General features: G+C 47.2%; 24 protein-coding genes and 1 tRNA gene. 16 read left to right on the forward strand and 9 right to left on the reverse strand.

Annotated elements, in window-relative coordinates; all coding sequences use genetic code 11:
• Nucleotides 1-35: 35 nt before the first annotated feature.
• The 3 genes from kbl to ACMA1I_RS00365 all read left to right on the forward strand — a co-directional run bounded on the left by kbl (nucleotide 36) and on the right by ACMA1I_RS00365 (nucleotide 1,921).
• The gene (kbl, locus tag ACMA1I_RS00355) at nucleotides 36-1,226 is read left to right on the forward strand and encodes a glycine C-acetyltransferase (protein ID WP_337066241.1); all 1,191 of its coding nucleotides are present in this window, start codon (nucleotides 36-38) and stop codon (nucleotides 1,224-1,226) included.
• Nucleotides 1,227-1,417: 191 nt separating this feature from the next.
• Nucleotides 1,418-1,708, forward strand: coding sequence for a hypothetical protein (locus tag ACMA1I_RS00360; protein ID WP_337066242.1), 291 nt, complete (start codon nucleotides 1,418-1,420; stop codon nucleotides 1,706-1,708).
• Between the two features lie 15 nt (nucleotides 1,709-1,723).
• Nucleotides 1,724-1,921, forward strand: coding sequence for a PLDc N-terminal domain-containing protein (locus tag ACMA1I_RS00365; RefSeq protein ID WP_337066243.1), 198 nt, complete (start codon nucleotides 1,724-1,726; stop codon nucleotides 1,919-1,921).
• Between the two features lie 280 nt (nucleotides 1,922-2,201).
• On the opposite strand, the gene cdaA is transcribed toward ACMA1I_RS00365, so the two are convergent.
• Nucleotides 2,202-3,053, reverse strand: a complete 852-nt coding sequence (gene cdaA, locus ACMA1I_RS00370; protein ID WP_337066244.1) for a diadenylate cyclase CdaA — start codon at nucleotides 3,051-3,053, stop codon at nucleotides 2,202-2,204.
• The gene (folP, locus tag ACMA1I_RS00375; protein WP_337066245.1) at nucleotides 3,050-3,916 is read right to left on the reverse strand and encodes a dihydropteroate synthase; all 867 of its coding nucleotides are present in this window, start codon (nucleotides 3,914-3,916) and stop codon (nucleotides 3,050-3,052) included. The genes cdaA and folP overlap by 4 nt, the downstream gene beginning before the upstream one ends.
• Before the next feature lie 35 nt (nucleotides 3,917-3,951).
• On the opposite strand from folP, the gene ACMA1I_RS00380 reads away from it, so the two are divergent.
• The 6 genes from ACMA1I_RS00380 to ACMA1I_RS00405 all read left to right on the forward strand — a co-directional run bounded on the left by ACMA1I_RS00380 (nucleotide 3,952) and on the right by ACMA1I_RS00405 (nucleotide 9,126).
• A complete protein-coding gene (locus ACMA1I_RS00380; protein ID WP_337066246.1) occupies nucleotides 3,952-4,515 on the forward strand; it encodes a DUF1599 domain-containing protein in 564 nt (187 codons plus the stop codon).
• On the forward strand, nucleotides 4,499-5,590 hold the full coding sequence (locus ACMA1I_RS00385; RefSeq protein ID WP_337066247.1) for a BT_3928 family protein: 1,092 nt from the start codon (nucleotides 4,499-4,501) through the stop codon (nucleotides 5,588-5,590). The genes ACMA1I_RS00380 and ACMA1I_RS00385 overlap by 17 nt, the downstream gene beginning before the upstream one ends.
• 10 nt (nucleotides 5,591-5,600) lie before the next feature.
• A complete protein-coding gene (locus ACMA1I_RS00390) occupies nucleotides 5,601-6,335 on the forward strand; it encodes a hypothetical protein (protein WP_337066248.1) in 735 nt (244 codons plus the stop codon).
• A gap of 210 nt (nucleotides 6,336-6,545) precedes the next feature.
• Nucleotides 6,546-7,577: an ABC transporter permease gene (locus ACMA1I_RS00395; protein WP_414703856.1), complete on the forward strand. Its 1,032-nt coding sequence runs from the start codon at nucleotides 6,546-6,548 to the stop codon at nucleotides 7,575-7,577.
• A gap of 286 nt (nucleotides 7,578-7,863) precedes the next feature.
• A complete protein-coding gene (locus ACMA1I_RS00400) occupies nucleotides 7,864-8,373 on the forward strand; it encodes a shikimate kinase (protein ID WP_337066250.1) in 510 nt (169 codons plus the stop codon).
• 144 nt (nucleotides 8,374-8,517) lie between these two features.
• The gene (locus tag ACMA1I_RS00405) at nucleotides 8,518-9,126 is read left to right on the forward strand and encodes a sterol desaturase family protein (protein WP_337066251.1); all 609 of its coding nucleotides are present in this window, start codon (nucleotides 8,518-8,520) and stop codon (nucleotides 9,124-9,126) included.
• Between the two features lie 66 nt (nucleotides 9,127-9,192).
• Here ACMA1I_RS00405 and ACMA1I_RS00410 read toward each other — a convergent pair whose 3' ends face one another.
• Nucleotides 9,193-9,369 (reverse strand): hypothetical protein, encoded by a 177-nt coding sequence (locus ACMA1I_RS00410; protein WP_337066252.1) that lies wholly within the window; start codon nucleotides 9,367-9,369, stop codon nucleotides 9,193-9,195.
• Nucleotides 9,370-9,940: 571 nt separating this feature from the next.
• Here ACMA1I_RS00410 and ACMA1I_RS00415 point away from each other — a divergent pair.
• On the forward strand, nucleotides 9,941-10,822 hold the full coding sequence (locus ACMA1I_RS00415; RefSeq protein WP_337066253.1) for an SRPBCC domain-containing protein: 882 nt from the start codon (nucleotides 9,941-9,943) through the stop codon (nucleotides 10,820-10,822).
• A 1,239-nt stretch (nucleotides 10,823-12,061) separates the two neighbouring features.
• On the opposite strand, the gene ACMA1I_RS00420 is transcribed toward ACMA1I_RS00415, so the two are convergent.
• The 6 genes from ACMA1I_RS00420 to pheS all read right to left on the reverse strand — a co-directional run bounded on the left by ACMA1I_RS00420 (nucleotide 12,062) and on the right by pheS (nucleotide 18,224).
• The gene (locus ACMA1I_RS00420) at nucleotides 12,062-12,163 is read right to left on the reverse strand and encodes a helix-turn-helix domain-containing protein (protein WP_414703850.1); all 102 of its coding nucleotides are present in this window, start codon (nucleotides 12,161-12,163) and stop codon (nucleotides 12,062-12,064) included.
• Nucleotides 12,164-12,380: 217 nt separating this feature from the next.
• On the reverse strand, nucleotides 12,381-14,513 hold the full coding sequence (locus tag ACMA1I_RS00425) for a PAS domain S-box protein (RefSeq protein ID WP_337066254.1): 2,133 nt from the start codon (nucleotides 14,511-14,513) through the stop codon (nucleotides 12,381-12,383).
• A 973-nt stretch (nucleotides 14,514-15,486) separates the two neighbouring features.
• A tRNA-Asn gene (locus tag ACMA1I_RS00430) sits at nucleotides 15,487-15,560 on the reverse strand.
• Between the two features lie 127 nt (nucleotides 15,561-15,687).
• On the reverse strand, nucleotides 15,688-16,107 hold the full coding sequence (locus ACMA1I_RS00435) for a hypothetical protein (protein WP_337066255.1): 420 nt from the start codon (nucleotides 16,105-16,107) through the stop codon (nucleotides 15,688-15,690).
• Nucleotides 16,094-16,951 carry a 3-hydroxyacyl-CoA dehydrogenase NAD-binding domain-containing protein gene (locus tag ACMA1I_RS00440; protein WP_337066256.1) on the reverse strand — a complete coding sequence of 286 codons (858 nt, stop codon included), beginning with the start codon at nucleotides 16,949-16,951 and terminating at the stop codon, nucleotides 16,094-16,096. The genes ACMA1I_RS00435 and ACMA1I_RS00440 overlap by 14 nt, the downstream gene beginning before the upstream one ends.
• A 247-nt stretch (nucleotides 16,952-17,198) precedes the next feature.
• The gene (pheS, locus tag ACMA1I_RS00445; RefSeq protein WP_337066257.1) at nucleotides 17,199-18,224 is read right to left on the reverse strand and encodes a phenylalanine--tRNA ligase subunit alpha; all 1,026 of its coding nucleotides are present in this window, start codon (nucleotides 18,222-18,224) and stop codon (nucleotides 17,199-17,201) included.
• Between the two features lie 1,175 nt (nucleotides 18,225-19,399).
• Between pheS and ACMA1I_RS00450 the strand changes: the two genes are divergently transcribed.
• The 6 genes from ACMA1I_RS00450 to ACMA1I_RS00475 all read left to right on the forward strand — a co-directional run bounded on the left by ACMA1I_RS00450 (nucleotide 19,400) and on the right by ACMA1I_RS00475 (nucleotide 25,499).
• Nucleotides 19,400-20,218 carry a LiaF transmembrane domain-containing protein gene (locus tag ACMA1I_RS00450; protein WP_337066258.1) on the forward strand — a complete coding sequence of 273 codons (819 nt, stop codon included), beginning with the start codon at nucleotides 19,400-19,402 and terminating at the stop codon, nucleotides 20,216-20,218.
• A gap of 172 nt (nucleotides 20,219-20,390) precedes the next feature.
• Nucleotides 20,391-21,416 (forward strand): sensor histidine kinase, encoded by a 1,026-nt coding sequence (locus ACMA1I_RS00455; protein ID WP_337066259.1) that lies wholly within the window; start codon nucleotides 20,391-20,393, stop codon nucleotides 21,414-21,416.
• A complete protein-coding gene (locus tag ACMA1I_RS00460) occupies nucleotides 21,413-22,153 on the forward strand; it encodes a LytR/AlgR family response regulator transcription factor (protein ID WP_337066260.1) in 741 nt (246 codons plus the stop codon). Before ACMA1I_RS00455 ends, ACMA1I_RS00460 begins: the two co-directional genes overlap by 4 nt.
• A gap of 143 nt (nucleotides 22,154-22,296) precedes the next feature.
• Nucleotides 22,297-22,944, forward strand: coding sequence for a TetR/AcrR family transcriptional regulator (locus ACMA1I_RS00465; protein WP_337066261.1), 648 nt, complete (start codon nucleotides 22,297-22,299; stop codon nucleotides 22,942-22,944).
• A gap of 23 nt (nucleotides 22,945-22,967) precedes the next feature.
• Nucleotides 22,968-24,326, forward strand: coding sequence for a TolC family protein (locus ACMA1I_RS00470; RefSeq protein ID WP_337066262.1), 1,359 nt, complete (start codon nucleotides 22,968-22,970; stop codon nucleotides 24,324-24,326).
• 24 nt (nucleotides 24,327-24,350) lie between these two features.
• Nucleotides 24,351-25,499, forward strand: coding sequence for an efflux RND transporter periplasmic adaptor subunit (locus tag ACMA1I_RS00475; RefSeq protein WP_337066263.1), 1,149 nt, complete (start codon nucleotides 24,351-24,353; stop codon nucleotides 25,497-25,499).
• Nucleotides 25,500-25,509 lie beyond the last annotated feature (10 nt).

Genomic DNA, 25,509 nt, shown 5'->3' on the forward strand with positions numbered 1-25,509 from the left:
AGCATCTATAATCTACCATCTAACATCTATGCAATATGTACGAAACCTTAAAACCTGACCTGGAAAAACAACTGGCCGAAATACAGGAAGCGGGCTTATATAAAAACGAGCGCGTTATTACCACACCGCAAGGTGCTTCCATAGATACCACGCAGCAAACCCATGTGCTGAACTTCTGTGCCAATAATTACCTGGGCCTCTCGGCGCACCCCAAAGTAATAGAGGCAGCCAAAGCCGCTATCGATACACACGGGTATGGCATGAGCTCAGTGCGTTTTATTTGCGGCACACAGGATATTCACAAAGAGCTGGAACGCAAGCTGGCCGATTTCCTGGGTACGGAAGACACGATTCTGTATGCAGCTGCTTTCGATGCCAACGGCGGGGTGTTTGAGCCGCTTTTTGGAGCTGATTCTGCTATTATTTCTGATGAGCTGAACCACGCGTCTATTATAGATGGGGTACGCCTGTGTAAAGCACAGCGCTTCCGCTACCTGCACAACGACATGGCCGATCTGGAGGCAAAGCTGCAGGAAGCCCAGAACGCCACGCACCGGGTTATTGTAACCGACGGAGCCTTCTCCATGGATGGTACCGTAGCGCAGCTCGATAAGATTGTGGCGCTGGCAGAGCAGTACAAAGCCGTGCTGATGGTAGACGACTCGCACTCCACTGGTTTTATGGGCAAGACCGGCAGAGGCACGCATGAGTACCACAATGTAATGGGCAAAGTAGATATTATAACCGGCACACTGGGCAAAGCATTAGGCGGTGCTATGGGTGGCTTCACCTCAGGCCGGAAAGAGATAATAGATATGCTGCGACAGCGCTCACGGCCTTACCTGTTCTCTAACTCGCTGGCTCCCTCTATTGTAGGGGCTTCTATTGCCGTGCTCGACACACTGAGCGCCACCACCGAGCTGCGCGATAAGCTGGAGTGGAACACTAAGTATTTCCGCGAAAAAATAACGGAGGCTGGTTTTGAGATCAGGCCCGGAGACCACCCTATTGTGCCGGTTATGCTCTATGAGGCGCCGCTGGCACAGGAGTTTGCCGCTCGCATGCTAGAAAAAGGCATTTATGTTATTGGCTTCTACTACCCGGTAGTACCTAAAGGCAAGGCCCGCATTCGGGTGCAGTTGTCGGCGGTGCACGACAAAGAGCACCTCGACAAAGCCATTGCAGCCTTTACAGAAGTAGGCAAAGAGCTGGGCGTGATAAAGTAATTTCAGGGAGAGATGGCGGAAACGCTGTCTCTCTTTTTTGAATTTTGCCCCTGATGCATTACTGAATATTTCATGTGCTGCCTTTTGCGCTTAATTTCCCTTTGGTAAAAAGTAGAACAGAAAAGCTGTAGCCGGTATGGGAGTGGCCTTATTTTTTTCTATCTTTAATAATAGGTTAAGCGAAATCAGGGATGAATAACATAAAAATAAGGCCAGGTCAGGTAATGCTAGGTACCGTGCTGACGTGGGTTGCCATTTCGTTTTTTGCGTATTCCACAGCCGGCATGCGTGGCGACGAAGCACATATAACCGGCACATTGCTGCAGATAACATTTTACTTTTCGCTGCTGTTGTCGGTAGAGGCCTACATAAACATGCTGCTGAACCCACAGTGGACACGTGTTAACCTGGGAATTATTCTGTTGCTGTGCGCACCGGCGCTCATGTACCTGGTGTGGTATTTAAGTGAAATGCTTTTTTAAAAGAAGAGATTTTAAATGGATTTCGGCTCGTTTAACCTGATCATACTTATTGTTGTTGTGCTTAATTACCTGTTGGTAGTTTACAGCCTGTTTCACCTCATCTTCAAAACCGACTATACCTTGTGGGACCGCCTGCTCTGGATGGTACTGCTCTGGGTGCTGCCAGTGCTGGGCCCTATCGGTTATTGGTTCTACTGGAAAAGAGGAACCTGATTTGCTGCACTTAAAAGATGAGCCGGAGCGTAATTCTTCTAATGAAATGGCCCTTCCGGAGGCCTTTTGAGCAACTCAAGTCACAGGACCTTAGATGGCATAAGGCCTTTTTAAGTCATAGCGGGTGCGGAAATTAGTCTCTTGCCTTTTCTTAAAATGAGGCTGTAACTCACGCAGCCTGCAATTATTCTAATCAAAACATCCTTCCAGAGCAATTTTCGTTGTTTTTGCTTCTAGGGTAAGGCCGGTTAATCGTGCAAGGATAATCCTGCTGCTCAGATTACGCTACATTTACAGGCTTTTCTGAGGAGGCAGGAGGGGCGGTTGGTTTCTGCTGATCGGTATCGAAGAGGAGTTGATTTAGTTTTACACGCAGGTCGGCAGAGGAGAGGTTACGAAACACCTCGCCGTTGCGCACCAAAGCAATCTGCCCTGTTTCTTCCGACACCACCAATACAATACTGTCGGTTACTTCTGTTAAGCCAATTGCAGCGCGGTGACGAAGGCCCATAGAAGCTGGTATGTCGTTGTTTTCGGTTACAGGTAAAATGCAGCGGGCGGCCTTAATGCGGTTGTTGGCAATAATCACGGCTCCGTCGTGCAAAGGGCTTGTCTTGTTGAAGATCGACATGAGCAGGCGCTTGGAGATAACGGCATCAATCAGGTCGCCAGACTCAGCGTAATATTTTAGCTCCGAACTTTTGGAGAACACGATCAGGGCACCGGTGTTTTTGCCGGCCAACGATTTGGCGGCTTCTATAAAAGGCGTGAGGCTCAGCTTTTCGGCCTGCTCGCGGCGCCAAGGGAAACTCTTAAAAAAACGGTCGTTGTTGAAGGCAGTAGTTTTGCCGATCAGAAGCAGGAAACGCCGGATCTCCGGCTGAAAAACAATGATGGCTGCCAGCACGCCCACTCCCATAAACTGCCCCAGGATAATGCTCAGGAGTTCCATGCCGGCCGCTCTTACCACCAGGTACAAGAGGTAGATAGAGAGTAGCCCCAGAAAAATTTTTAGCGCCACACTACCTGTCAGGAGCTTGTATAACTGGTACAGCAGTACTGTCACAAGCAGAATGTCGATAATCTCGAGCCATCCTATCTCCAGAAATCCTATGGCAAATAATGGAATCAAAACGTAGTTTTAGTGAATAAGTCTATTGTCTGTTTAGCTTCTTTTACGTCATGAACGCGTAAAATGTCGGTACCTTGCGTTAACGCTAAAGTATTTAAAACAATTGTGCCGGGCAAAGCCTCTGATTGATCAATTCCTAGAAACTTGTAGGTCATGGATTTTCGCGACAGCCCCACCAGTAAAGGCAGCTCCAGCATATTGAACTCCTGAAGCCGGTTAAGTAGTTCAAAATTTTGATCTACGGTTTTAGCAAACCCGAATCCGGGGTCCAAAATAATATCTTTTACACCTGCTGCTGTAAGTGTTGTTATTTTCTGTTGTAGCTCATCGAGCACATCCAGCACCAGGTCGTTGTAGGTGGTGAGGGAGCTCATGGTTTTAGGTGTGCCACGCATGTGCATGAGCACGTAGGGTACCTGCAGGCGGGCAACTGTATCAAACATAGCCTCATCCAGGTTTCCGCCAGAGATGTCGTTAACTATGGCAGCACCGCTTTCTACAGCAGCTTCGGCTACGGCTGCCCGAAACGTGTCTACAGAAATAATGGCTTCGGGAAACGCTTTGGTAATGGCTTTAACAGCCGGAACCACCCGCTCCAGTTCCTCCTGAACCGATATGTCGGCAGCGCCGGGTCGGGAGGAGTAGCCGCCCAGATCGAGTATGCCGGCACCATCGGAGAGCATTTTTTCTGCCTTTTTTATTACCTCATCTAAAGAACGCAGGCGGCTGCCGGCATAAAAGGAGTCGGGCGTTACGTTCAGAATACCCATTACCTGCGGCCTGTCCAGCGACAGGATTTTTCCGTTGCAGTTAAGTGTTCTTTTTTTATGAAAAAGCGTATCTTTCGCTCTTGATGTAGGCATCTGTGTCAATTGTTTTTAAAATTAAAATTAAAAAGTTGATTAGTCAAACCATTCAGGAATATAATCAGGTAGTAAATCGCTGCAAAGATACATTTGTTAAAAAGACGGCTGACTACGGCACCGCCTGGCGTGTATTGCGACTGCCTTCCATCACCGATCAGATTTTTATTAAAGCACAGCGCATTCGCTCCATCCAGGAGAAGGGGGTGCAACTGGTGCAGGACGATATCAGCTCTGAGTTTGTAGGTATTATCAACTACTGTGTTATTGCGCTGATGCAGGCTTCTTTGCCCGCCGATGCGCCTATGGCCTTGCAGGCCGAAGAGGTGGAGAAGCTGTACACAGAGCAGATACAGGAAAATATTCTGCTCCTGAACGCCAAAAACCACGACTATGGCGAGGCCTGGCGCGATATGCGGGTGAGCTCCATTACCGATATTATTCTGATGAAGCTTTACCGCACCAAGCAAATAGAAGACAACCAGGGGCAAACGCTGATCTCCGAAGGCGTGGAAGCCAATTACCGCGATATGATCAATTATGCCGTTTTTGCCCTTATTAAATTAAACTTTGCCTCTCCTCATGAAGCTACTAAGTAAGTTCTGTTGGCTCTTTGTGGGCGTGCTTTTCGTATTTTCCGGTCTGATCAAAATAAACGATCCGGTAGGCACCGCCATTAAGCTGGAAGAGTATTTTGAGGTATTTGCCGAAGACATCGCCTCTTTCTTTCATGTGTTTAAGCCCATGGCGCTGTTCCTGTCTATTTTCCTGAGTGCGCTGGAAATTGTGCTGGGTGTGGCGCTGCTGGTGCGCTGGAAACTGAAGCAGGTTCTGGTCGTGCTGCTGGCGCTGACGGTGTTCTTCTCTTTTCTTACCTTTTACTCAGCCTACTACAACAAAGTAACCGACTGTGGCTGCTTTGGCGATGCCATTGTGCTCACGCCCTGGCAATCGTTTACAAAAGATATTGTGCTGCTGGTAATGATTCTGGTACTGCTCTTTACGCAAAGGTACCTACGGCCGCTCACTAATTTTAGAACAGGTGCGGCTGTTGTAGGGCTCACTGCTCTGTTGTCGGTGGGCATAGGGTGGTATGCCTATGAGCACCTGCCTTTCATCGATTTCAGAGCTTACAAAGTTGGTAACCATATTCCGTCGCTTATGAAAGCCTCTGCGCCGCTTCGTTACAAATACGTGATGCTGAAGGATGGCAAAGAACTGGAGTTTGAGGAGTACCCAATGGATGAGCAGTATAAGTTTAAGGAGATGGTGGCTATAAATCCCGAAGATGGTCCTAAGATAACAGACTTTAACGTTTGGAACGATGAGGGCGATTTTACGCAGGAGGTGCTTAGTGGCAAAAAACTGCTGATAGTGGTGCAGAACGTGCCCAAAACCAACCGCGAAAGCTTTGCAGACATCAACGAACTGGTGGCCGCAGCGGAGCAGCAAGGCATTACTCCCTTGGTGCTGACCTCTGCCAGCCGCCAGGAGTTTGAGGAGTTCCGGCACGAAGTAAACCTGGCTGCCCCTTACTATTTCGGCGATGGCACCGTGCTTAAAACCATGATCCGCTCTAACCCCGGCATTATGCTGCTGCAGGACGGTACCGTTAAAGGCATGTGGCACTATAACGACACGCCGGAGATAGGGGAGGTGCAGGAGTTGTTGTAATTTCCTGACAATGAAATTTCGTAAGCTGCTCTTCCTGTTGTCTCTCATGTTTCTTTCCTGCAATAAGGAAGAACCGAAATATAAAGTGTGTGAGTATGCGACGGATGATCCTTTGCTGCAAGCATACAATGATCTGCTGATAGAATTAGTAGAGAACCATTTTTACAATCTATACCTCGGAGAGGAGCAGGAGGCTTTACTGCAGGATTGGTATAAGATTGAAAATCCGAACTCAGCTGATTTTGCTCCTTTTGAAGAAAGGCTAATTCAGTTGCAAAACAGCTTATTTGGTGACAGTGCCAGAATTAAAACTATTTATATAGCTAATCAAGCACGTTTTGCAGCTAGGTTTTCTGAACTTTTACCTGATAAACTGTCGGATCTGTCTGATGAATTTGGTAGCGTAAGTGGATTTCTTAGAAAGTATGGTGTTGATTTGGAAAATGCGCTTTTGCATTTGAGCAAAACGATAGAGAAGTACAGAGCGAATGATTATCAAGCTTGTACTTTCAAAGCAGATACTTTAGGAGAAGACAAATCCTGGTTTGATCTTAGTGCTATAAAAAAGCAAAAGGCGATAGGACAAGTTGCTTTCTCTGAAATATATTGGATTGATAAAGATACAGGCCTTTTATATTATGAATTTCAATGTGGTGGAAAGTGCGGGAAGGGTGAGTTGCTTTCTTTTGAAAAAGTGAATGGGAGGTGGAGAATTTTAGAAAAGTATCAGCTGTGGATCTCCTGATTTGCCCTGCTGGTGCGAGCTTGTAGCTCGTACCACTCTACATTCAACGAAAGAGGTTAGTTTAAAATTCAAGTAGCAAATAAAGTACGAGCTACAAGCTCGCACCAGCGTTACATCAGATAATTTACCTTGATAAAGGCATTCACTTATTCTCTCAATCACTCATTCAAAATTTAAAATTTGAAACTACTAGGATTTATACTGAGCCGCATGGGGCATGGCCTGCTGATTCTGTTGGGCGTGCTGGTGGCCGTGTTTTTCCTTTTTAACGTGCTGCCTGGCGACCCGGTGGCATTGCTGGCCGGCCAGCGGTCCGACCTTTCTACGCGCGAAGCTATTACCAAGGAACTGGGTCTGGATAAGCCGCTGCCTGCTCAATTGCTCTTCTACATAAACGATGTGTCGCCGCTGTCGGTGCACGAGGCTACGGAGGCGAACCAACAGAAATACGACTATACTACCCTGATTAGCCTTGGCGATGATGTGGTGGTTTGGAAGATGCCGTACCTGCGCCGCTCCTTCCAGAGCAACAAAAATGTAACCGATATCCTGCTCGACCATTTTCCTGGTACCCTTTGGCTTGCGGTGGCTGCTATGATTATTGCTTTGGTGCTGGGTATATTGTTCGGTGTACTGGCTTCGCTACGCCCTCACAGCACGCTGGATCATACACTGGTTACTACTTCGGTGCTGGGCATTTCGGTACCCTCATTTGTAGCGGCCATCCTTATTGCTATTACCTTCGGCTTTTACTGGAGCCACTGGACCGGCCTTAGCCTGACGGGGCAGCTCTACGAGATCGATCCTTTTGAAGGCCGGCAGCTTATGCTGCGCAACCTCCTGCTGCCAGCCGTGGCCTTGGGCATACGACCGTTGGCCGTTATTGTGCAGCTTACCCGAAGCTCTATGCTCGATGTTATGTCGCAGGACTACATCCGAACGGCCCGCGCCAAAGGTTTGAATCGGAGCCGGGTTATTATGGGACACGCGCTTAAGAATGCGCTGAACCCCGTCGTAACGGCCGCATCGGGCTGGATGGCCTCGCTCATGGCAGGTGCTTTCTTTATCGAGTACATCTTTAACTGGAAAGGCTTGGGGGCTGTTACCATCCAGGCGGTTCAAAATCTTGATTTTCCGCTGGTAATGGGCGCTACCTTGTTTGTGGCTTTCCTGTTCGTGCTCATCAATATTTTTGTAGACTTGCTCTACACCCTGCTCGACCCTCGCGTGAAATTAGATTAAGCTATTTTCTTCTTCAGGCATTGCATTACGTCAGGCCTGCCACTTTCCCTGGCCAGTTTTAGCTGAAAAACCCTCTGGAAGGCCATTTTTATTTAAATAATTTGCCAGAGCCTTTTCCCTGAATCTGAAATGCTTAGTCTGCTGCTGTTTATAAAATGCGACTTTTGGGGGGCTATTGCCAGCCTGTTATTAAGTCAGAGAGGTACTATTTGGTGCGTTTTTTGTAGAATATTCACTGTTCTAAATATTTTTACTTATAATTCTGTTAACCCTATAAGCATCTGTCATGTTGTTTTTTCTGATTGGAATGATGGGGTCTGGAAAATCTACCTTGGGGAAGCAACTGGCGGCGCACATGCAGGTGCCATTTGTAGACCTGGACGAGTACCTGGAGAAGCGACAAGGCCGTACCATAGCGCAGTTGTTTGAGCAAGGCGGGGCAGTTCGTTTCAGAGAACTGGAGCGAGAGGCGCTGGAGAATGTGGTGCAGGAGCACGGGCAGGCCATAGTAGCCACAGGCGGAGGTGCTCCCTGTTTTCACGACAATATGACATTTATTAACGGGCATGGCGAGAGTGTTTTTCTGGATGTGCCTGTAGAAGAAATTCTGCAGCGGCTTTTGGCTACAGATTTACGCACACGACCTTTGCTTGCAGATAAATCCGAAGAAGAACTCAAGGCCTTTCTGACCAGTACATTAGAAGAAAGGCGTCCGTTTTACGAGAGGGCAACCTACCGCCTAAGTGGAAAAGATTATAACATTGGGGCTCTGTTAGCGTTAATCAAGCGTAAATAGAGAACCGCATAAGAAGAACTGACCCGTTGATAAAGAGGGAGAATTCCTCTTTTAAGTTGCGGTAACTATCTATCAACTGCAGCTTTTTGATTCATTAACATTCAGTTTTACATCTGAACAAAAAAGTGTAAATAGTAATTTATTATGAAACCGAACCACAAAGGACGCGCTCAAATTTTCCAGAATCCTATCTTGGAAAGGCTTACGAGAACACATATCGCTCTTCCTATTATTATCTTTATAAGCATTGCCGGAGGACTTATTTATTACGGCATCACCTACAGTTTTATTAATGTAGCGGAGGCTTTGGCCTTGTTTTTAGGAGGCTGGCTTATTTTTACGTTGCTGGAGTATTTGGCTCACCGCTTTGTTTTCCATATGGACACTGATACACCCTTAAAAAAGAACATTCAGTACACGTTCCATGGCAACCACCACGATTACCCGAAAGACAAGGAGCGCCTGGCCATGCCGCCGATTGTGAGTGTGTTCATCGCCTCTTTACTGTTCTTTATGTTTAAGCTGGTGTTTGGCCCGTTGGTGTTTGGTATTGTGGCGGGGCTGCTGTTCGGTTATGCGCTGTACCTGTTTGTACACTATGCTGTGCATGCGTTTGCGCCGCCAAAAAACTTTCTGAAGGTGCTTTGGGTGCACCATAGCATCCACCACTACAAAGATCCTGAAGCTGCCTTTGGCGTGTCGTCGCCACTCTGGGACTGGGTACTGGGTACAATGCCAAAAAAGAGTAAATAAATTTTTTAAACTATCATAAACAAAAAAAGGGAGCCATTACAGCTCCCTTTTTTTGTTTATGATAGTTTATCTTCGCCCTCCCAGCTTTCTGAAGATCCAGATTACGATCAGGACTATAATAACGATTATGATAACTGCTGTCCACATACCGGCTTTAAAAATATCGCCAATTACCTGGCAACTGCTGAAGGTAATCATCAGCATAATCAGCAGAGAGAAAATGTAAGGTCTTATGTTTTTCATAGTTTTAGTTTTTGATGAGAAAGTGATCAAGGCATTGCCTGTTTTTCTGCTTCCTTAAATGTATGACAATATTACCATGTATATAATGAGAATACTGGTATTATGATTAAAAGGTTAGCAATAGCCAGTTTTCAGAGATATTTTGCTGCCGAAAGAACTTCCTATTAGGCAGCTTCTGTAACCTAGGCCTATGTGTATTTAGATATAAGAAGGCTCTGGAAGGGCAAACTCATTAGAATAATTTGAATAAATAAATTTTCTTTAGCAACTGTTTCATAACCAGACACATGTTCTTAGTTTGGTGCATCCTGGATTTTGACTAGAGCAACAATTTGCGACCCTGTTTTGTGGATAACTAATGTTATTAACATTCTTACTAACATTTTTAGTTGATAACTAAAGGCTTTAGCTGTTGCCATAGCTTTACACAAACAGAAAGAGTCTGGTAAACTTTAATAGTTTGTCGCAAACAGCCCCTTTTTTTGTCATTTTTGCACCTCATCTGCTAGAATCTGTTCCGTTAAATTTGTAATATCATGAAGACAATCAACACACTTTTAATAGTTTACAAATGGAGACAACAGCAAAAAGCACCAGCATTACAATAGGAGCAACCATTCAGGCTCCTGTAGAAAAAGTATGGCGGTTCTGGACATCGCCTGAGCATATTACGCAGTGGAATAACGCCTCTGATGAATGGCACACACCTTGGGCTGAAAACGATGTACAAGTTGGGGGGCGGTTCACTTCGCGCATGGAAGCTAAGGACGGGAGCATGGGGTTTGACTTTAAAGGCACCTATACGGCCGTAAAAGAGCACCAACTGCTAGAATATTCCCTGGAGGACGGCCGGAAAGTGCAGGTACAATTCTCTGCCAATGATCATGAAACCAGCATTACCGAAACATTTGATGCAGAGCAGACGCATCCGCTTGAGATGCAGCGTGCAGGCTGGCAGGCAATTCTGGATAACTTTAAAAACTATGTAGAGTCGTCGGGTAAACTAACAACTTTGCACTTCGAAATCAGCATACATGCCAGAGCTGAAAAGGTGTACCAGACCATGCTGGATAAAAAGCAATATTCCACCTGGACCGCTATATTCAGCCCCACTTCCCATTATAAAGGTTCCTGGGAAAAGGACGCTAAAATTATGTTTCTGGGAGAAGATAAAGAGGGCAATATAGAAGGCATGGTGAGCCGGATAAAAGAGAATATTCCGAATAAGTTTGTAAGCATAGAGCACTTGGGCATGGTTTGTAACGATGTTGAAATTACTAGTGGTGCCGAGGTGGCAGGTTGGGCAGGAGCCATGGAAAATTATACCTTTTCGGAAGAAAACGGATTAACATTGCTGTCGATTGACGTGGATACCAACCAGGAGCACAAAGCATACTTTTCGGAAGCCTGGCCAAAAGCTTTACAGGAGTTAAAGGCTATTTGTGAAGCATGAACTTATAAACTAATTTAAACCAACCTAAAACCTAGTAATATGGCAAAAGTAAGCACTTGCCTGAACTTCCTTAACCAGGCATAGGAAGCGTTTAACTTTTATAAGCCAGTTTTGGTACTGAATGCATCAGCGGGACTTTCCGCATGCAGACCAAGATTAAAAAAACAGGGCAGACAGCGAAATCGTGTTATCTGTGCCTTCCGCTGCCTTGGCATTAATTACTCTCTTCGGGATGCTTGCGACAAGCCTTTATGGCTTGTTTTCTGAAGCGGAAATAAGATATAAATAATGAATGTGCAAAAGAGCTTTCATCAATAGTGCTTGCTCAATTAATGGATTTCAGGACGAAGTCAGCAGTCTTTGCACTATATGATTTTTGTGTGAGGCCAGTAATTTTGATTGTGTGCCTCTCCGCTTGATCTATAACGGCACTTGCAGGTGGGACTTGGGGAAGAGTAGTACGGTAAGGCGGCGGCTCAACAAGCGGTAAAAAAGAAAAGGGCAGCCACTGACCACCCTCTCGCTCCATAAAACTAATCTTGATATTAAGAGGTTTCATCCTGGCTAAAAGTTGAAAACCATAGCAGCCATACACTCGCCGGGGAGGAATGATTCCACGTTTACAGGAATATTTATGCTATTTGCAAATAATCATATGCTTTTGTTTAAGGAGTGCAATTTTTGCCCCTTTGCCACGCTCGACAATGCCTTGAACAACCCTGTCGGTGCAAATAGCAAGAGTAGTTCCTGCTACAGACAAGTGAAAGTATATAATGAAAAAAAGGAATTAGTTTCCTTTAGATGAATCAAAAAGGTTTCTATTGCAGCATGATTGAAAATCACCTTATCTTGAAGATAGAGCCAATACCTCTATCTTCAAGATAAATTTATTGGGGACTCAACATGCAGAATATTAGATATAAATAGTAGATGGGCTGTCGTAACTGGTGGTGTGGAAGGACAGCAAAGTACAGACAGTAAAATGGGTTGAATGATGTTCACTCGATAAGGCAAATAAACGCACAAATAGGTGAAGATTTAATTGACCCATGAAGTGCTAGTTCCAGCAAGGGGGAAATGAAGATGCCTCTCTTCTCTGGCACATTAAAGGCCCTTAGCTGCCCGAAAGCAGGCTGCTTTGTGGCAAGCTCCACCACTGCCTGTTCAACGGCTTACTCTGCTCTGTTCTTGATGTTGGGCTTTGAGCGGCTGATCTCCTGCAGGGGCTGATGTGCCGCCCTACTTATAGAGCTTCTGGGAACGGTAGAGGGAGTCCCTGCTGTAGCCCATTACCTTGCAGGCTTGGGACACATTGCCGAGCATTTGGGCCAGGTTTAGCAAATCGAACTAGTCTTTGATGATTCTGTCTTAAGTAGTCTTGGTGTAATCGGGTTTAAATAATAAAATGCGTCACCTTCAATTTAATTAAACTGTCAAATTATATCTTGACCATTTCACATGATTATAGTACGTAGCTATCATCAAAGATTTAGCCTTTTGGGGAGCTAGTTACTGTTGATTGCCTGAAGATGTTCAGCCTACAACAATCGCTCTCCAGTTAACCCTTCTTCAGATAAATGGTGAAGCTGGTGCCGACGTTCTCCTCACTGCTTACCTCTATCCGTCCCCCCATGGCCTCTATGTGGGTTTTGATCAGGAACAGACCAATGCCCTTTCCCTCCGTGCCGCGATGGAACCGCTGGTAGAGCCCGAAGAGCTTGCCACGCACCTTCATCAGGTCAAGGCCGGAGCCGTTGTCGGAAAAGCGGAGGATGGCCTCCCCCTCCGCATAGCTTGCCCCCTCCACCTTGATCAGTAGGGGGCGCTCTGAGGAACGGTACTTAATGGCGTTCGACAGCAGGTTATGGAAAACACTGTGCAGGTAGGCCTGGTTTGCCTGCACCAGGAGCCCTTCCTCTATGTGGTCCTCTACTCTGGCCCCACACTGCCGCAGCGGCACTGACAGGTCGTCCTGGGCCTGCCCCCAAACTTCGGCCACAGTGGTAGGCTTCATCTCCAGCAGGTTGTCATTGCTCCGGATGGAGAGCACTTCGCTGACGTCTCTGAGTACTTGGTCCAGCCGTTGTATGGTGTGTCTCAGGTATCCCAGCGAAAGGCTGTACTGTTCCGAGTTTCTGTCCTGGTTCAGTAGGGCTTCTGAAAGCCCTAAGGCGTTGGCCACGGGCGCCCTCAGGTTGTGGGATACGATATAGGTGAACTGCTGCATATCCGTGTTCTGCCGGTAAAGCTCCCGCGCCATAGCCAGTCGCTGGGCCTCTTCCTCCTTCCGGGCAGTGATATCACTCAGGATGGCAATGAACCTGGTTAGCTCCCCCGATTCGCTGAAAATGGGTGTCACTTCCTTATAGAACCAGAACTTCTCGCCAGACTTACGGTAGTTGAGAATCTCATCGGAGAAGGGCTCCTGCGCTTTCAGGGCCCGGCTCACCCTCCGAACGGTGTCGGGATCTGTTTCAGGTCCTTGGAGAATCTCGCCCGGCTTCCTGCCCAGCATTTCGGGCAGGGTGTAGCCAGTGATCCGGGTGAACCCCTCGTTCACCCATTCCGTCAGCCCTTGGGCATCGGTGATGATTACACTGTTGGTTGTTCTTCTGGCGACCACCGAGAGCTTCTCCAGTTCCGAGATAGCCTTCACCCGCTCAGTAATATCGTCGAAGTACACCATGAGGCCCTCCTCCGAGGGGAAGACCTTCACCTGCAGCCACAAATCTAGGGGGGCAAAGTATGCCTCGAAATGCACCGCCTCCCCCGATTGAGCCGCATGGTAGTAATGCCGGTGGAAAAGACCGTCCACCTCCTCAGGGAATACTTCCCATATGCTTTTGCCCGTGATCTCGCCCCGGTTGGTGTGGAGCAACCTATCAAACTCACGGTTGATGTAGGTGAACTTCCAGTCCTTATCGAGCATGAAAAAGGCGTCGGTGATGCTCTCGAAGATAGTGTTGAGCTTTTCGGCCTGCTGCCTAACCGTTCTCTGCGCTTGCCTCTGAGCAGTGATGTCGCGAATGAGCGTATGAACGCCCAATACCTCTCCTCCCGCTCTCAGCGGCACCTTTACTACGCTGAGAACTCTGAGGCCTTGGTTGGAGAAATCCACCTCCGTCTCAAAGTCCACCTGCTGCCCGGAGAATGCCTTCGCCAGCTTTTCCGTGAAGAGGGCTGCTGCGGAGGCGGGAAGGAAGTCGGTTAAGGGCTTGTTTAATACCTGCTCGCGCTCTTTTCTGGTAAAGGAGAGAAAGGATCGGTTCGCGTCCAAGATGATGCCCGTCTCGTCCTGGAAGAGCGCCATGTCAGGATTGTTGTCGAAGAGACTTCTGAAACGCTGTTCCCGGGAGTCGGTGTGGCCGATGCAGAAAAAGAGGCCACCTTCCTCGTCCCGAATTGTCGACCAGGATACTTGGACCGCTTTTCCCCTCACCTGGACATGTCCCGGTACCGGGTGGGGGGCCTTTTCCCGGAGACTGCCGGGGAAGGAGGAGGGGGCGACGCCGTATACGTGCAGGATATCTGCCGCAGGCTTCCCCACCCATTCTTCGAAGGAATGGCCCAGGGTTAGCCGGACAGACTCATTCACCCGGACCAGGTTGCCCGCCTTGTCGACGGTGAAGACCATATCGAGTGAGCGAGCCATTACATATGCCAATCCGCTGCTGTTCCTGTTTTCCTCCATATCTGTTGTAATAACCGATAATTTATTATAAATAAAGTACAGATTATACTTAAAGTATTAATGATAGTTTTACTTTTCTTTAAGTGCTGCCTTTTCTTTTTTTCGAAAGTACAGGGAATTGAACAAGAATTTCCTCAAGTGCTGCCTTTTCTTTTTTTCGAAAGTACAGGGAATTGAACAAGGATTTCCTCAACTTAAGCAATAGGCTTATCCATATTTACACTTCGGGAGAGAAATGTTCCTTTAAGGGTTTGTGTTCAGCGGAACCGCGATGGAAAGTTCAGGTTTCGAGCTTCTGATCTGCTTTATCGACGACGGGAAAATCATCAGGGCCTTCACCTACGAGGGCAACTTTGAATAGACCCACACCATCTTCAGCAACGCCTCGCTCAAGGCTCCTTGTTTAACTAAACAAAGCTTAATGGCCAGGGGCATGGCGAGCAGCAGCTATTTTATTTTGTACTTTAGTGAGTAAAAGAAGGGGCTCCTAGAGCTCTTTATCTGGCATAGAACAGTTATGTATCACTGATGAGGATGGCGTGGTCCAAAACGATAATGTTGAGCAGCAGCATCTTGAACTAATCTACAAATTTTCATGCTCTTAGTCTAGGCGGCTGGCTAACTTTGCGCCGAAATGAATGACCCTGGACTTTTATATTGGCGTGTCCTTTATTTACAGTGCATCAATGGGATTATCCGACCTGGGCTCATTTTTCAACTAAAGTTTACACTCTTCGACCAAAAAGTAGAGTAGGGAAAGCGTCGGGTAGAGTTGTAACATATTACTTTGGCAGGAAATACAATGCTAAAGAATTTGGAAGAAAGATATTATTTTCGATTTGATTAAAAACATGAAAGAAGTTTACTGAAATAAACAGAATAGAAAAGTCTTAGCCTTGCGGAGGCTTGTGTGCAAATTGTGTGTACATAAAAAAAGCCACTTAGCAGTTTTACCTGTAAGTGGCTTTTGAAGCTCCCCCTCTTGGGCTCGAACCAAGGACCCCATGATTAACAGTCATGTGCTCTAACCAGCTGAGCTAAGGAGGAGTGTTTATTTCAGCAACTGTCTTGCTGTTTGATGCTGCAATATTACGGCGGTTTTTCTTTCTACGCAAGTACTGTGTAAAAAAAATCTTTAATCTTAACTTAATTTATTGGGAATCAACCCGAAAAATTAATTTGTAATATAAAGCGTAGAGCCGCTAAGGGAAGTTTTGTAAGGCTTTAGCCCCAGAATAGCCGGGCCAGCCATTACGTTGCCATACATGCTAAACTGCGAACCGCAGCACTTATCTACCAAGAACAGGTTTGATTGGTCTACTTCTACTTTGGCACAATCTGCGGTAGGGTCGTAGGTGCAGGCGCGCTCAAAGGCATGGTACATGGTAGAAGTCTGGCGCACCACTACAATGCCTTTGTAGCCGGCATTAATGTAGGCATGGCCACCGTCTTGCCGCAGTTGGGGGTAAAGGAGACTGTTAACATTAATTTGCTCACTCACCGGCACATTAGGTATATTGGGGTGGTTGTTTTCGTCGCGGCAGGAGAACAGCAGCAGCGTGAGCAGTAACAGGAGTTGCTTAATCTTTGTCATAAGTGTAAAATCCTTTGCCGGTTTTTCGACCCAGGTGCCCGGCGTCTACTTTTTGTTGCTGTATCCGGCTGGGCCTGAACTTTGGGTCATAATGAAATGCTTCAAACATGGAAGCAGTTACGGTGTAGTTCACATCAACACCTATCAGGTCCATAAGTTCAAAGGGGCCCATCTTAAAGCCGCTGGCGCGCATCAGCTGGTCAATAGACGCTACATCGGCCACACCTTCTTCAAGCAGCTTCAGGCTCTCTACATAGAACTGGCGCGCCACCCTATTAACGATAAACCCAGGAGAATCTTGTACCATGACGGGTGTCTTACCAAGTTTTTGGGCCAGTTGCGCTATGGTGTGTGCTGTGGCATGAGCCGTGGCTGCACCAGAAACGACTTCGACTAGCTTCATAATGTGTGCCGGGTTAAAAAAGTGCATGCCCACCACCCGTTCTGGATGCGGTACAGCCGCCGCCATGCGGGTAATAGAGATAGAGGAGGTGTTAGAGGCAAAAATAGTGCTGGTGCTGTTTATGCCAGCCAGTTCCTTAAAGATGCTCTGCTTTACCTCCAGGCGCTCTACCACAGCTTCTATAATCACATCTGCGTAGAGCTGTAGCGTTTCGCCGGTAAAAGTAATACGAGCCAGTGTAGCTTCTTTATCGGCGGGAGTGAGCTTGCCTCGTTGCACGCCCTGCTCCAGGTTTGCAGCTATGGCCGCTTCTGCCTTTTCTAGTATGCTGGCACTGATGTCGTACAAAATAGTTGTGTAACCTGCTCCCGCACATACTTGCGCAATGCCCAGCCCCATGGTGCCGGCACCTACTACTCCTATTTTCTTTATTTCCATCATTTATTACACACAGCACAAAAGATTGATGATTCTGACAAAGCAGCAGTAGCAGACTCTACGAAAGAGCTTTAGAAATTCTGAATCACGGATTTTTAGGATTCCTGGATCTTACTGAAAATGTTAATTTGATTTAACCTGTGTAATCTTTTCATCCGGGTAATCCGTGGTTCAGAACTTCAGTTTTATTTGAGTTATTCTTCTAGAAAATCTAAGAGGGAGAACTATTCAGCTCTGTAACAGTTCTGGGTTAAAGCACTCCCTCAAACTGCTTCAGGAAGCGTACGTCATTTTCGGTGAACAGGCGCAGGTCTTTAATCTGGTACTTGAGCATGGTAATGCGCTCGATGCCCATACCAAAGGCAAAGCCAGAGTAAACCTCTGGATCTATGCCGCAGTTCTGAAGCACGTTAGGGTCTACCATGCCGGAGCCGCCTATTTCTACCCAACCACTGCCTTTGCAGATGTTGCAGCCCTTGCCTTTGCAGATCAGGCACGAAATGTCTATTTCGGCGCTTGGCTCTGTAAACGGGAAGAACGACGGCCTGAAACGTACTTTAGTATCCTGGCCAAAGAGTTCTTTGGCAAAGTAATAGAGCGTCTGCTTCAGGTCGGCAAAGCTTACGTTTTTATCTACGTATAATCCTTCTACCTGGTGGAACACCATGTGCGCACGGGCCGAAATAGCTTCGTTGCGGTATACACGGCCAGGCATGATGCTGCGCAAAGGCGGTTTCTGTATCTCCATCAGGCGCACCTGCACGGTGGAGGTGTGGGTGCGGAGCAGCTTGTCGCGGTCCTGGCTCAGGAAAAAGGTGTCCTGCATCTCGCGGGCCGGGTGGTTCTCCGGGAAGTTCAGGGCCGAAAAGTTGTGCCAGTCATCTTCCATTTCAGGACCTTCGGACACGTTGAAGCCAATACGCTCAAAAATGCGCACAATCTCGCTTCGCACCAGCGACAGCGGATGGCGTGTGCCTAATGTGCCTGGTACCGGAGGCAGCGTAAAATCAAAGCTTGCCTCACCAGTATCGGTAGTGGCAGTTGCCAGTTGCTCCTGTGCCTGGTCAAATTTATCCTGAGCCAGGTTCTTGAGGCGGTTCAGGTCCTGGCCTACTTGCCTGCGCTGTTCCGGTGCCACCAGCTTCAGGTCGTCAAAAAGCGCAGCAATTTGCCCTTTCCGGCCAATATAAGTAATCCTGAATTGCTCCAGTTCGCCTGCATTGCCAATGTGTGCAGCCGCTATTTCTTGTTCTACTCGTTGTATCTTGTCAACCATAATACGCAAAGATAACAATTTGAAGATTGTTAGTTAATCAGAAACGATGAATTAAAAGCCTGAACTTGTGAAACAAACAAATAGCTGTTTGCTCTAGTAGTAGCGTCGAAACAAGCACTAGCTTCCGGCATCAGCTTGTGAAAGATAACCCTTATTGCCAATAAGCAGAAAACCCCTCCGGAAGGTCAAATTCATTAGAAGAATTCGACTACTGGTGACGAAATGGTTTCATAGTTAAATCGTTGATTCAAACAAGATCAGGAAGCCCTCTTAGTGTGCAGCTCCTGCGAGTGTCTGGGGAAACCAGAACTCAAGGATAGCAGCCTGAGAAAAATCTACCATCTAAAGCCTGGCATCTAGCATCTCAAAAATGCCTCCGGAAGGGCGAATTCATTAGGAGAATTTGGTTAGAAGCATCCATAAACAAATTAGTACTACAAGTAGCTACCGGGCAAGCACATTACCCGGTGCATGAAATGACGCTAAACTGTTGGAGGGAGGCCCCCCTTTTAAAGAGCGTTCAGCGAGTGGGGTAGAGCCTCTCTGCTGTCGAAGAAACTATCTAGTCGATGCTATGGCCTGGCGAGGAATGGCCTTATTTATAGATATTAGCCTAACGGCTATGGTTTCAATGCAATTAGGCAAAAGACTCCAACAATGAAATAACTCCACTCTGGTGTCACAGCAAGAACAGTTACTAAGCGAACTTAAACCTAAAGAGCCCATAGCCTTTGCTTTTGTCTCTTGCCCACAAGATTTTTCAAAATGAAAAAAGGGGGAGCTAAGCGAAAGATTGGTACAGAGTAAATACGAAAATTAGCAAGCATGCAACGGTAAAGCCGAAAACCGACTCCATACAGTTGAGGCGTAAAACATTCCTGTTCAGCCCATTGATTTGCCCGTTCGTCTATTTTCGCTTTTGGGTGAGGTCTTATTTCTGCAAATTGAGCCATGGTTACTAGAAACCCGGTATGGCAACTGGCTTGGCTTAGTAACCATAATAGAAATTAGATCTTTGGTCCAAATAAGAGCGGGCGTCGGTGAGAAACAAGTATAGTAGTTTTACTATGCTTTTACCGACCAAAACCCGGTGTTCACCGACTGCTTGTGGAGGTCAGCCTATTAGCTGTTGAGTAGTGTGCTCCTGCTCTGTAGCTTTGGTTAAAATTAAGATCATGGAACAGACTAAGTTTAAAACAACCGAAAACTATAGAGGCCTGGAGCACTCCGCAGGAGGGCGTTCAGGGAGAGTGTTGGGTGGCCTGGTGATAATTGGCATCGGCCTGGTGCTGCTGGCTTACCAGTTGGGAGAAATTACCCTGCCACGATGGGTGTTTTCCTGGAAAATGGCTCTTATTCTGCTGGGCCTGTTTATTGGTGCGCGCAGCTCGTTCAGGAGACCAGGCTGGCTGGTGCTGGTGCTGATAGGCTCCCTCTTTTTGCTGGAAGATTTATATCCGGCATTATCGCTGAGGGCGTACGTGTGGCCTATTGTGCTGATCTCGGTGGGGCTTTGGGTCATGCTGCGGCCGAATAAATTTGGAGGCAGGTGTGGCCCCGAAAGTAGAAGGCGGGATATCAGACCAGTGCCTTACACGGGAGGCACTACCGACTCCAACGCGCCAGATCAGCAAACCGCTACTGAGTTTGTCTCCGATGACTACCTAAGCGCTTTCACCCTGTTTGGTGGCACTAAAAAGAGTGTTTTCTCTAAACAGTTCAAAGGAGGCCATGTGGAGACTTTTTTTGGCGGATCAGAATTTAACCTGAGCCAGGCCGACTTACAAGGGCCAGCTACCATAGATATTTCGCAGGCATTTGGAGGCACTAAGCTTATTGTGCCGTCTCACTGGAAGGTGCAGTCTGATGTAATGGCCATACTAGGAGGAATAGATGACAAGCGGCACTTGGTCAACGATAACTACGAAACCGATAAAATTCTGTACCTGAAAGGCACCATCATATTCGGAGGCCTCGACATCAGGAGTTATTAGATAAATTTTGAATTTAAAATGAATGATTGAGTGAGTTTAAAAATTTTAAATGAGTGGATAAATAGCGGTAATAAATACTTCACTTTCATTCACAATTTGAGGCTTTACACGATCAAGCCAGTCAGCTAAAGGTTCACCTAATCATTCACTCGATCAAATTTCAACATTAATAATGTACTCACTTAAGCTAACGCTGCTATACCTCGGTTGGGCCCTGCTCTGGACATTGGTGCAAGTACTGGTGCTGCTGCAGACAGGCTATGAGCTGGGGCATACGGTAGTCGATGGGTTGGTTACAAACCTTGCTATTGTGTTGGGCGGCTATGTAATGGGCATGTGCATGCGGTTCTATCAGCCAGAGCTTAAAAACATTGTATACCTGCTGGGTAGCAGCCTGATGCTGGCAGGTTTAGGAGTGGCGGCAGGCAACTGGCTGCTGGAGCAGATCTTAAGCGATCAGGGGCCTTATCTGAATTTTGTGGAGGCGACTGTGCCGCTTCGTTTTGCCTTTGCCTGGCTCATGCTGCTGTTTATTACGTTGCTGCATTGGCTATGGGCCTATATGCAGGAGCAACAGCAGGCCGAAAAACGGAAACTAGCACTTGAGAAACTGGCACGGGAGGCAGAATTGCATACACTGCAGCAAAAACTGCAACCGCACTTCCTCTTCAACAGCCTCAACTCCATTAGTGCCCTTATTGGGGCACGGCCGGAGCAGGCCCGCTGCATGACGCAGCAGCTATCTGAGTTTTTGCGGGGCACCCTGCGCAAAGACGATCAGCAGCTAGTGCCGCTATCGGACGAATTGCAGCACCTGCAGCTCTACCTCGATATTGAGAAGGTGCGGTTTGGGCACCGGCTGCAAACTGTGCTGGAGCACCAGGAGGAGTGCCTGCCGCTGCGCCTGCCTGTGCTGCTGCTGCAGCCTGTGGTAGAGAATGCCATAAAGTTTGGCCTCTACGATACCATTGGTAACACCACCATAAACGTGACCGCCAAAACAGAAGCCGGACAACTGGTGTTGGTGGTGCAGAACCCCTTCGACCCGGCTACGGTGCAGCCACGTCGCGGCACCGGCTTTGGCCTTGACTCAGTAAAGCGCAGACTTTACTTGCTTTACGCCCGGCCCGACCTCCTGAGCATTGAGCAAACTGGCGCCCTGTTTACTACAACCATTAAAATTCCGCAAAGCCTATGATAAAATGTTTAGTTATAGATGATGAGCCTCTGGCCCGTAGTATTGTGCTGGAGTACCTTCAAAACTACCCCGATATACAGGTGATGCAGGAGTGCGGCGACGGTTTTGAAGGAGTAAAAGCCATTATGCAACATCAGCCAGACCTGGTGTTCCTGGATATACAGATGCCAAAGATTAGCGGCTTTGAAATGCTGGAACTCATTGATGCTGCTCCCGGCGTTATTTTTACCACGGCTTTCGATGAGTATGCTATCAAAGCTTTCGAAGCCAATGCTATAGATTATTTGCTGAAGCCCTTTAGTGCCGATCGTTTTGATGCCGCTATTAAGAAATGGCTGCAACAGCAGCAGTCAACCGGACAAGAGCCTTCAAAGGCGGCAGATCAAGCCATAGTGCGGCACCCTGAGGAGCAACATCGGATTGTGGTAAAAGTGGGGAGCAACATCCGCATTATTGCGGTGCAGGAAGTGCAGTATCTCGAAGCTTACGACGACTATGTGAAAATCTATACCAAAGAAGGCTGTTTCCTGAAAAAGAAGACTATGAGTTACTATGAAAAAACACTTAGTGCAGAGCAGTTTGTGCGGGTGCACCGGTCTTATATAATAGCGCTGCAGGAGCTAACCCGCATTGAGCCCTTTGAAAAAGACAGCCATATTGCCTTGCTTCGAACAGGTACTCGCATTCCGCTAAGCAAGAGCGGCTATGGCAAGCTAAAAACGGTTTTAGGCATATAGAACCGGCTGTTTGGAGGGAATGCTCCTCTGCGCCGTCTGAACAAGTTTAATGTCTTGATGCTAGGTTACTTGGGGTTGTTAGTGTATCGGAATTATGAGCTAGGAAACTTTGGAAACTAAAAATGTTTCCGTAGTTTTGATCTGTGGAACAGCATTCAGAGTCACTTCAACTGAAGTCAGAAATTCAGGAAAAAATAGCAAAGGCTGCGTTTGCGCTTTTTTGTGAAAACGGCATAAAAAGCGTGTCTATGGACGATATCGCGCAGCACCTGGCAATATCTAAAAAGACTATCTATAAATGGTATAGCAACAAAGATGAAGTGGTGTATGCCGCTGTAAAAGGCTTTTTAAATGAAATGGGGCAAAGTAGCCAGTGCTTTCTGGATAACTCTGAGAATGCAATTGCCCAGTTGTTTAACATTATGCAAACGGTAAGGCAGATTTTCTTAAGCATGCGACCTGCTGTTTTTCATGATTTACGGAAATACCACCCTAATGCCTGGAAGCTCTGGCAGGAACATAAATGCGGCTTTATGCTGGAGAAGATTAAAGAAAACCTGCGGCAGGGTATAGAAGAAGGCTTCTTCAGAAATGATTTAGATATAGAAGTGGTGGCTCGCCTCAGAATGGTAATGATAGAGCTGCCTTTTGATCCACATGTTTTCCCTCAGCACGAGTTTAACCTGCAGCAGGTGCAGCAGGCAAACCTGGAACTCTACATGCTTGGTATAGCCACGCTTAAAGGCCATAAACTTATCAACGAGTACAAGCAAATCAAAGAAGAAGAATAACCAGTCCTACTACCAAATAAATTATGAAAAAACTATTTAGCCTTGTATTGGCAATGGCTGCTGTTTTTGCTGCCCAGCCTATTAGCGCGCAGTCTTACTCTTTGCAGCAAAGCATAGCTTATGCGCTGCAAAACCGAATTAGCATTAAAATGGCCCGCAACCAGCAGCAGATAGATAAAGCGCAGGTTGGCGAAATAAGAGCTGCCGGTCTGCCACAGGTAAGTGCAGTGTTGGAGGCTGGAGATAACTTTATTCAGCAGCAGAGCTTTTTGCCGGCCGAGTTCTTCCAGGACCCCGATAACCCTAACGCGCCAGAGCCAGGTACCTTTGTGCCGGTAACTTTTACGCCGACCTACACAGGTAATTTGGTTGTAAGCGGAAGCCAGCTGCTCTTCGACGGGTCTTACCTGATCGGCTTAAAAGCTGCCAAGACCTATACCGAGTTGGCTCGCAAAGACTTGATTCAGAATGAAATTGAAGTTGCAGAACAGGTTTCTAAAGCTTATTACAGTGTGTTGGTAAACCGCGAGCGTATGGAGCTGCTCAACCAGAACTTGCTTCGGTTAGATACGCTGCTCTGGCAAACCGATGTGATGTTTAAAAATGGTGTAGCCGAAAAACTGGATGTAGACCGGCTGCGCGTTTCTCTGAACAACCTGAAGGTGGAGAAGCAGAAAACAGAGCGCCTGCTCCTGTTAAGCGAAGACCTGCTCAAGTTCCAGATGGGCCTGAACCAGAGAGAGCCGATTGTACTAACCGATAAGCTCTCTGAGGTAGAGGTAGATGTCGCCAAAACTTACACGGGCAACTTCGATTACGCTAATCGCATAGAGTACTCGGTGCTGGAAACGCAGCATACCCTGGCGGAACTTAACCTGCGCAACATTAACTCTGGTTACCTGCCCAAGCTGTACCTGAATGGCAGGTATGGTTACAATGCTGCCAGCAACGACTTTAATACCATGACCAGAACCCGAAACTGGCTGGAGTACGGTTATGTGGGGGCGCAACTGCAAGTGCCGATTTTTGATGGGTTACGCAAAAGCTACCAGGCCCAGCAGGCGAGGCTCACTTTAGATAATACTAAACTAGGTTTCGAGAACCTTAAACAAAGCATAGACCTGCAGCTTTCGCAAGCCTCGGCAGACCTTACCAGCTCCCTGGAGGTGCTGGCCTCGCAGCGCGAGAACCTGGAGCTGGCAGAAGAAATTGCGCGAGTAGCCAAAATTAAATTTCAGGAAGGTGTGGGCACCAATCTGGAAGTAGTAACTGCTGAAACAGATCTGCGTGGCGCTCAAACCAACTATTACGCTGCCATGTACGATGCCCTTATAGCTAAAGTAAACCTCGATAAAGCTACCGGCACTCTTTTAACAAAATAGAACTTACGAAAACCTCAACCAACCATGAAAAGAGTATTTGAAATAGTGGCAATAGCCGTTTTAATAAGTGTTACGGCATGCGGCTCCAAGGATAAAGAAACTCAGCTAACTGAGCTGAAAAAACAGCAAAACGAACTCCAGACAAAAATTGCAGCATTAGAAGCGGAGCTAAAGGCAAGTGGTAAAGGCGGTGAAGCAGAGAAAAAAACCATACCCGTAACAGTAGCGGCTATTCAGCAAGACACGTTTCGGCATTACCTGGAGGTGCAGGGTAGAGTAGATTTTACTCAAAACGTTATGGTTAGCCCCAAGGTAGGCGGTGTTTTAACCAGTGTGCGGGTAGTGCCTGGCGACCGTGTAGCAAAAGGGCAGACGCTGGCTACCATAGATGCCACTGTGCTGGACCAAAACCTGGCAGAAGTGCGCACACGTCTCGACCTGGCCCGCATTTCTTACGAAAAGCAGAAGAACCTGTGGGACCAGCAGATCGGTACCGAAATGCAGTACCTTACTGCCAAAAACAACTACGAGGCTTTGCAGCGCAATATCTCCAGCATGGAGCAGCAACGCGACCAGTTTAATGTAAAGGCTCCGATTGCAGGCGTGGTAGACGAAGTAATTCCGAACGCTGGCGAGTCTGTGGCTCCGGGTGTAGGCATTATGCGGGTTGTAAACACTGCTGGAGGCAAGGTGGTAGCCGATGTATCGGAGGCTTATTTATCTAAAATCAACAAAGGCGACGTGGCGGTGGTAAGCTTCCCTGACTTGCAGCAAGAAGTAAAAGCTACAGTTGATGTTGTGAGCCAGTTTATTAACCCCGCCAACCGCAGCTTTAGAATTGAACTGAGATTAAAGGATATGAAGGATGTAACCTTGCGTCCGAACCTGGTGTCTTTGGTGCGCATTCAGGATTATATAAAACAAGATGCTATTGTGGTGCCTGTTAATTTATTGCAGAAAGACGAGAAGGCACAGTATATCTATGTCGCTAAAAAAGAAGGTGGCCGCTATGTAGCTGCCCGAAAAGAAGTGACCACCGGTGTTACTTACAGCGGAAAAGTAGAGGTGCTGTCTGGATTAAGTGCCGCTGACCAGATTATTACGGCAGGTTACCAGAATCTGAACGAGGGGCAACCTGTGGTTTTCAGCCAAGTTAGCAGCGCTGCCCAATAACTATCAAGAA

Source organism: Pontibacter sp. 13R65, from assembly GCF_047525655.1.
Lineage (GTDB): Bacteria > Bacteroidota > Bacteroidia > Cytophagales > Hymenobacteraceae > Pontibacter.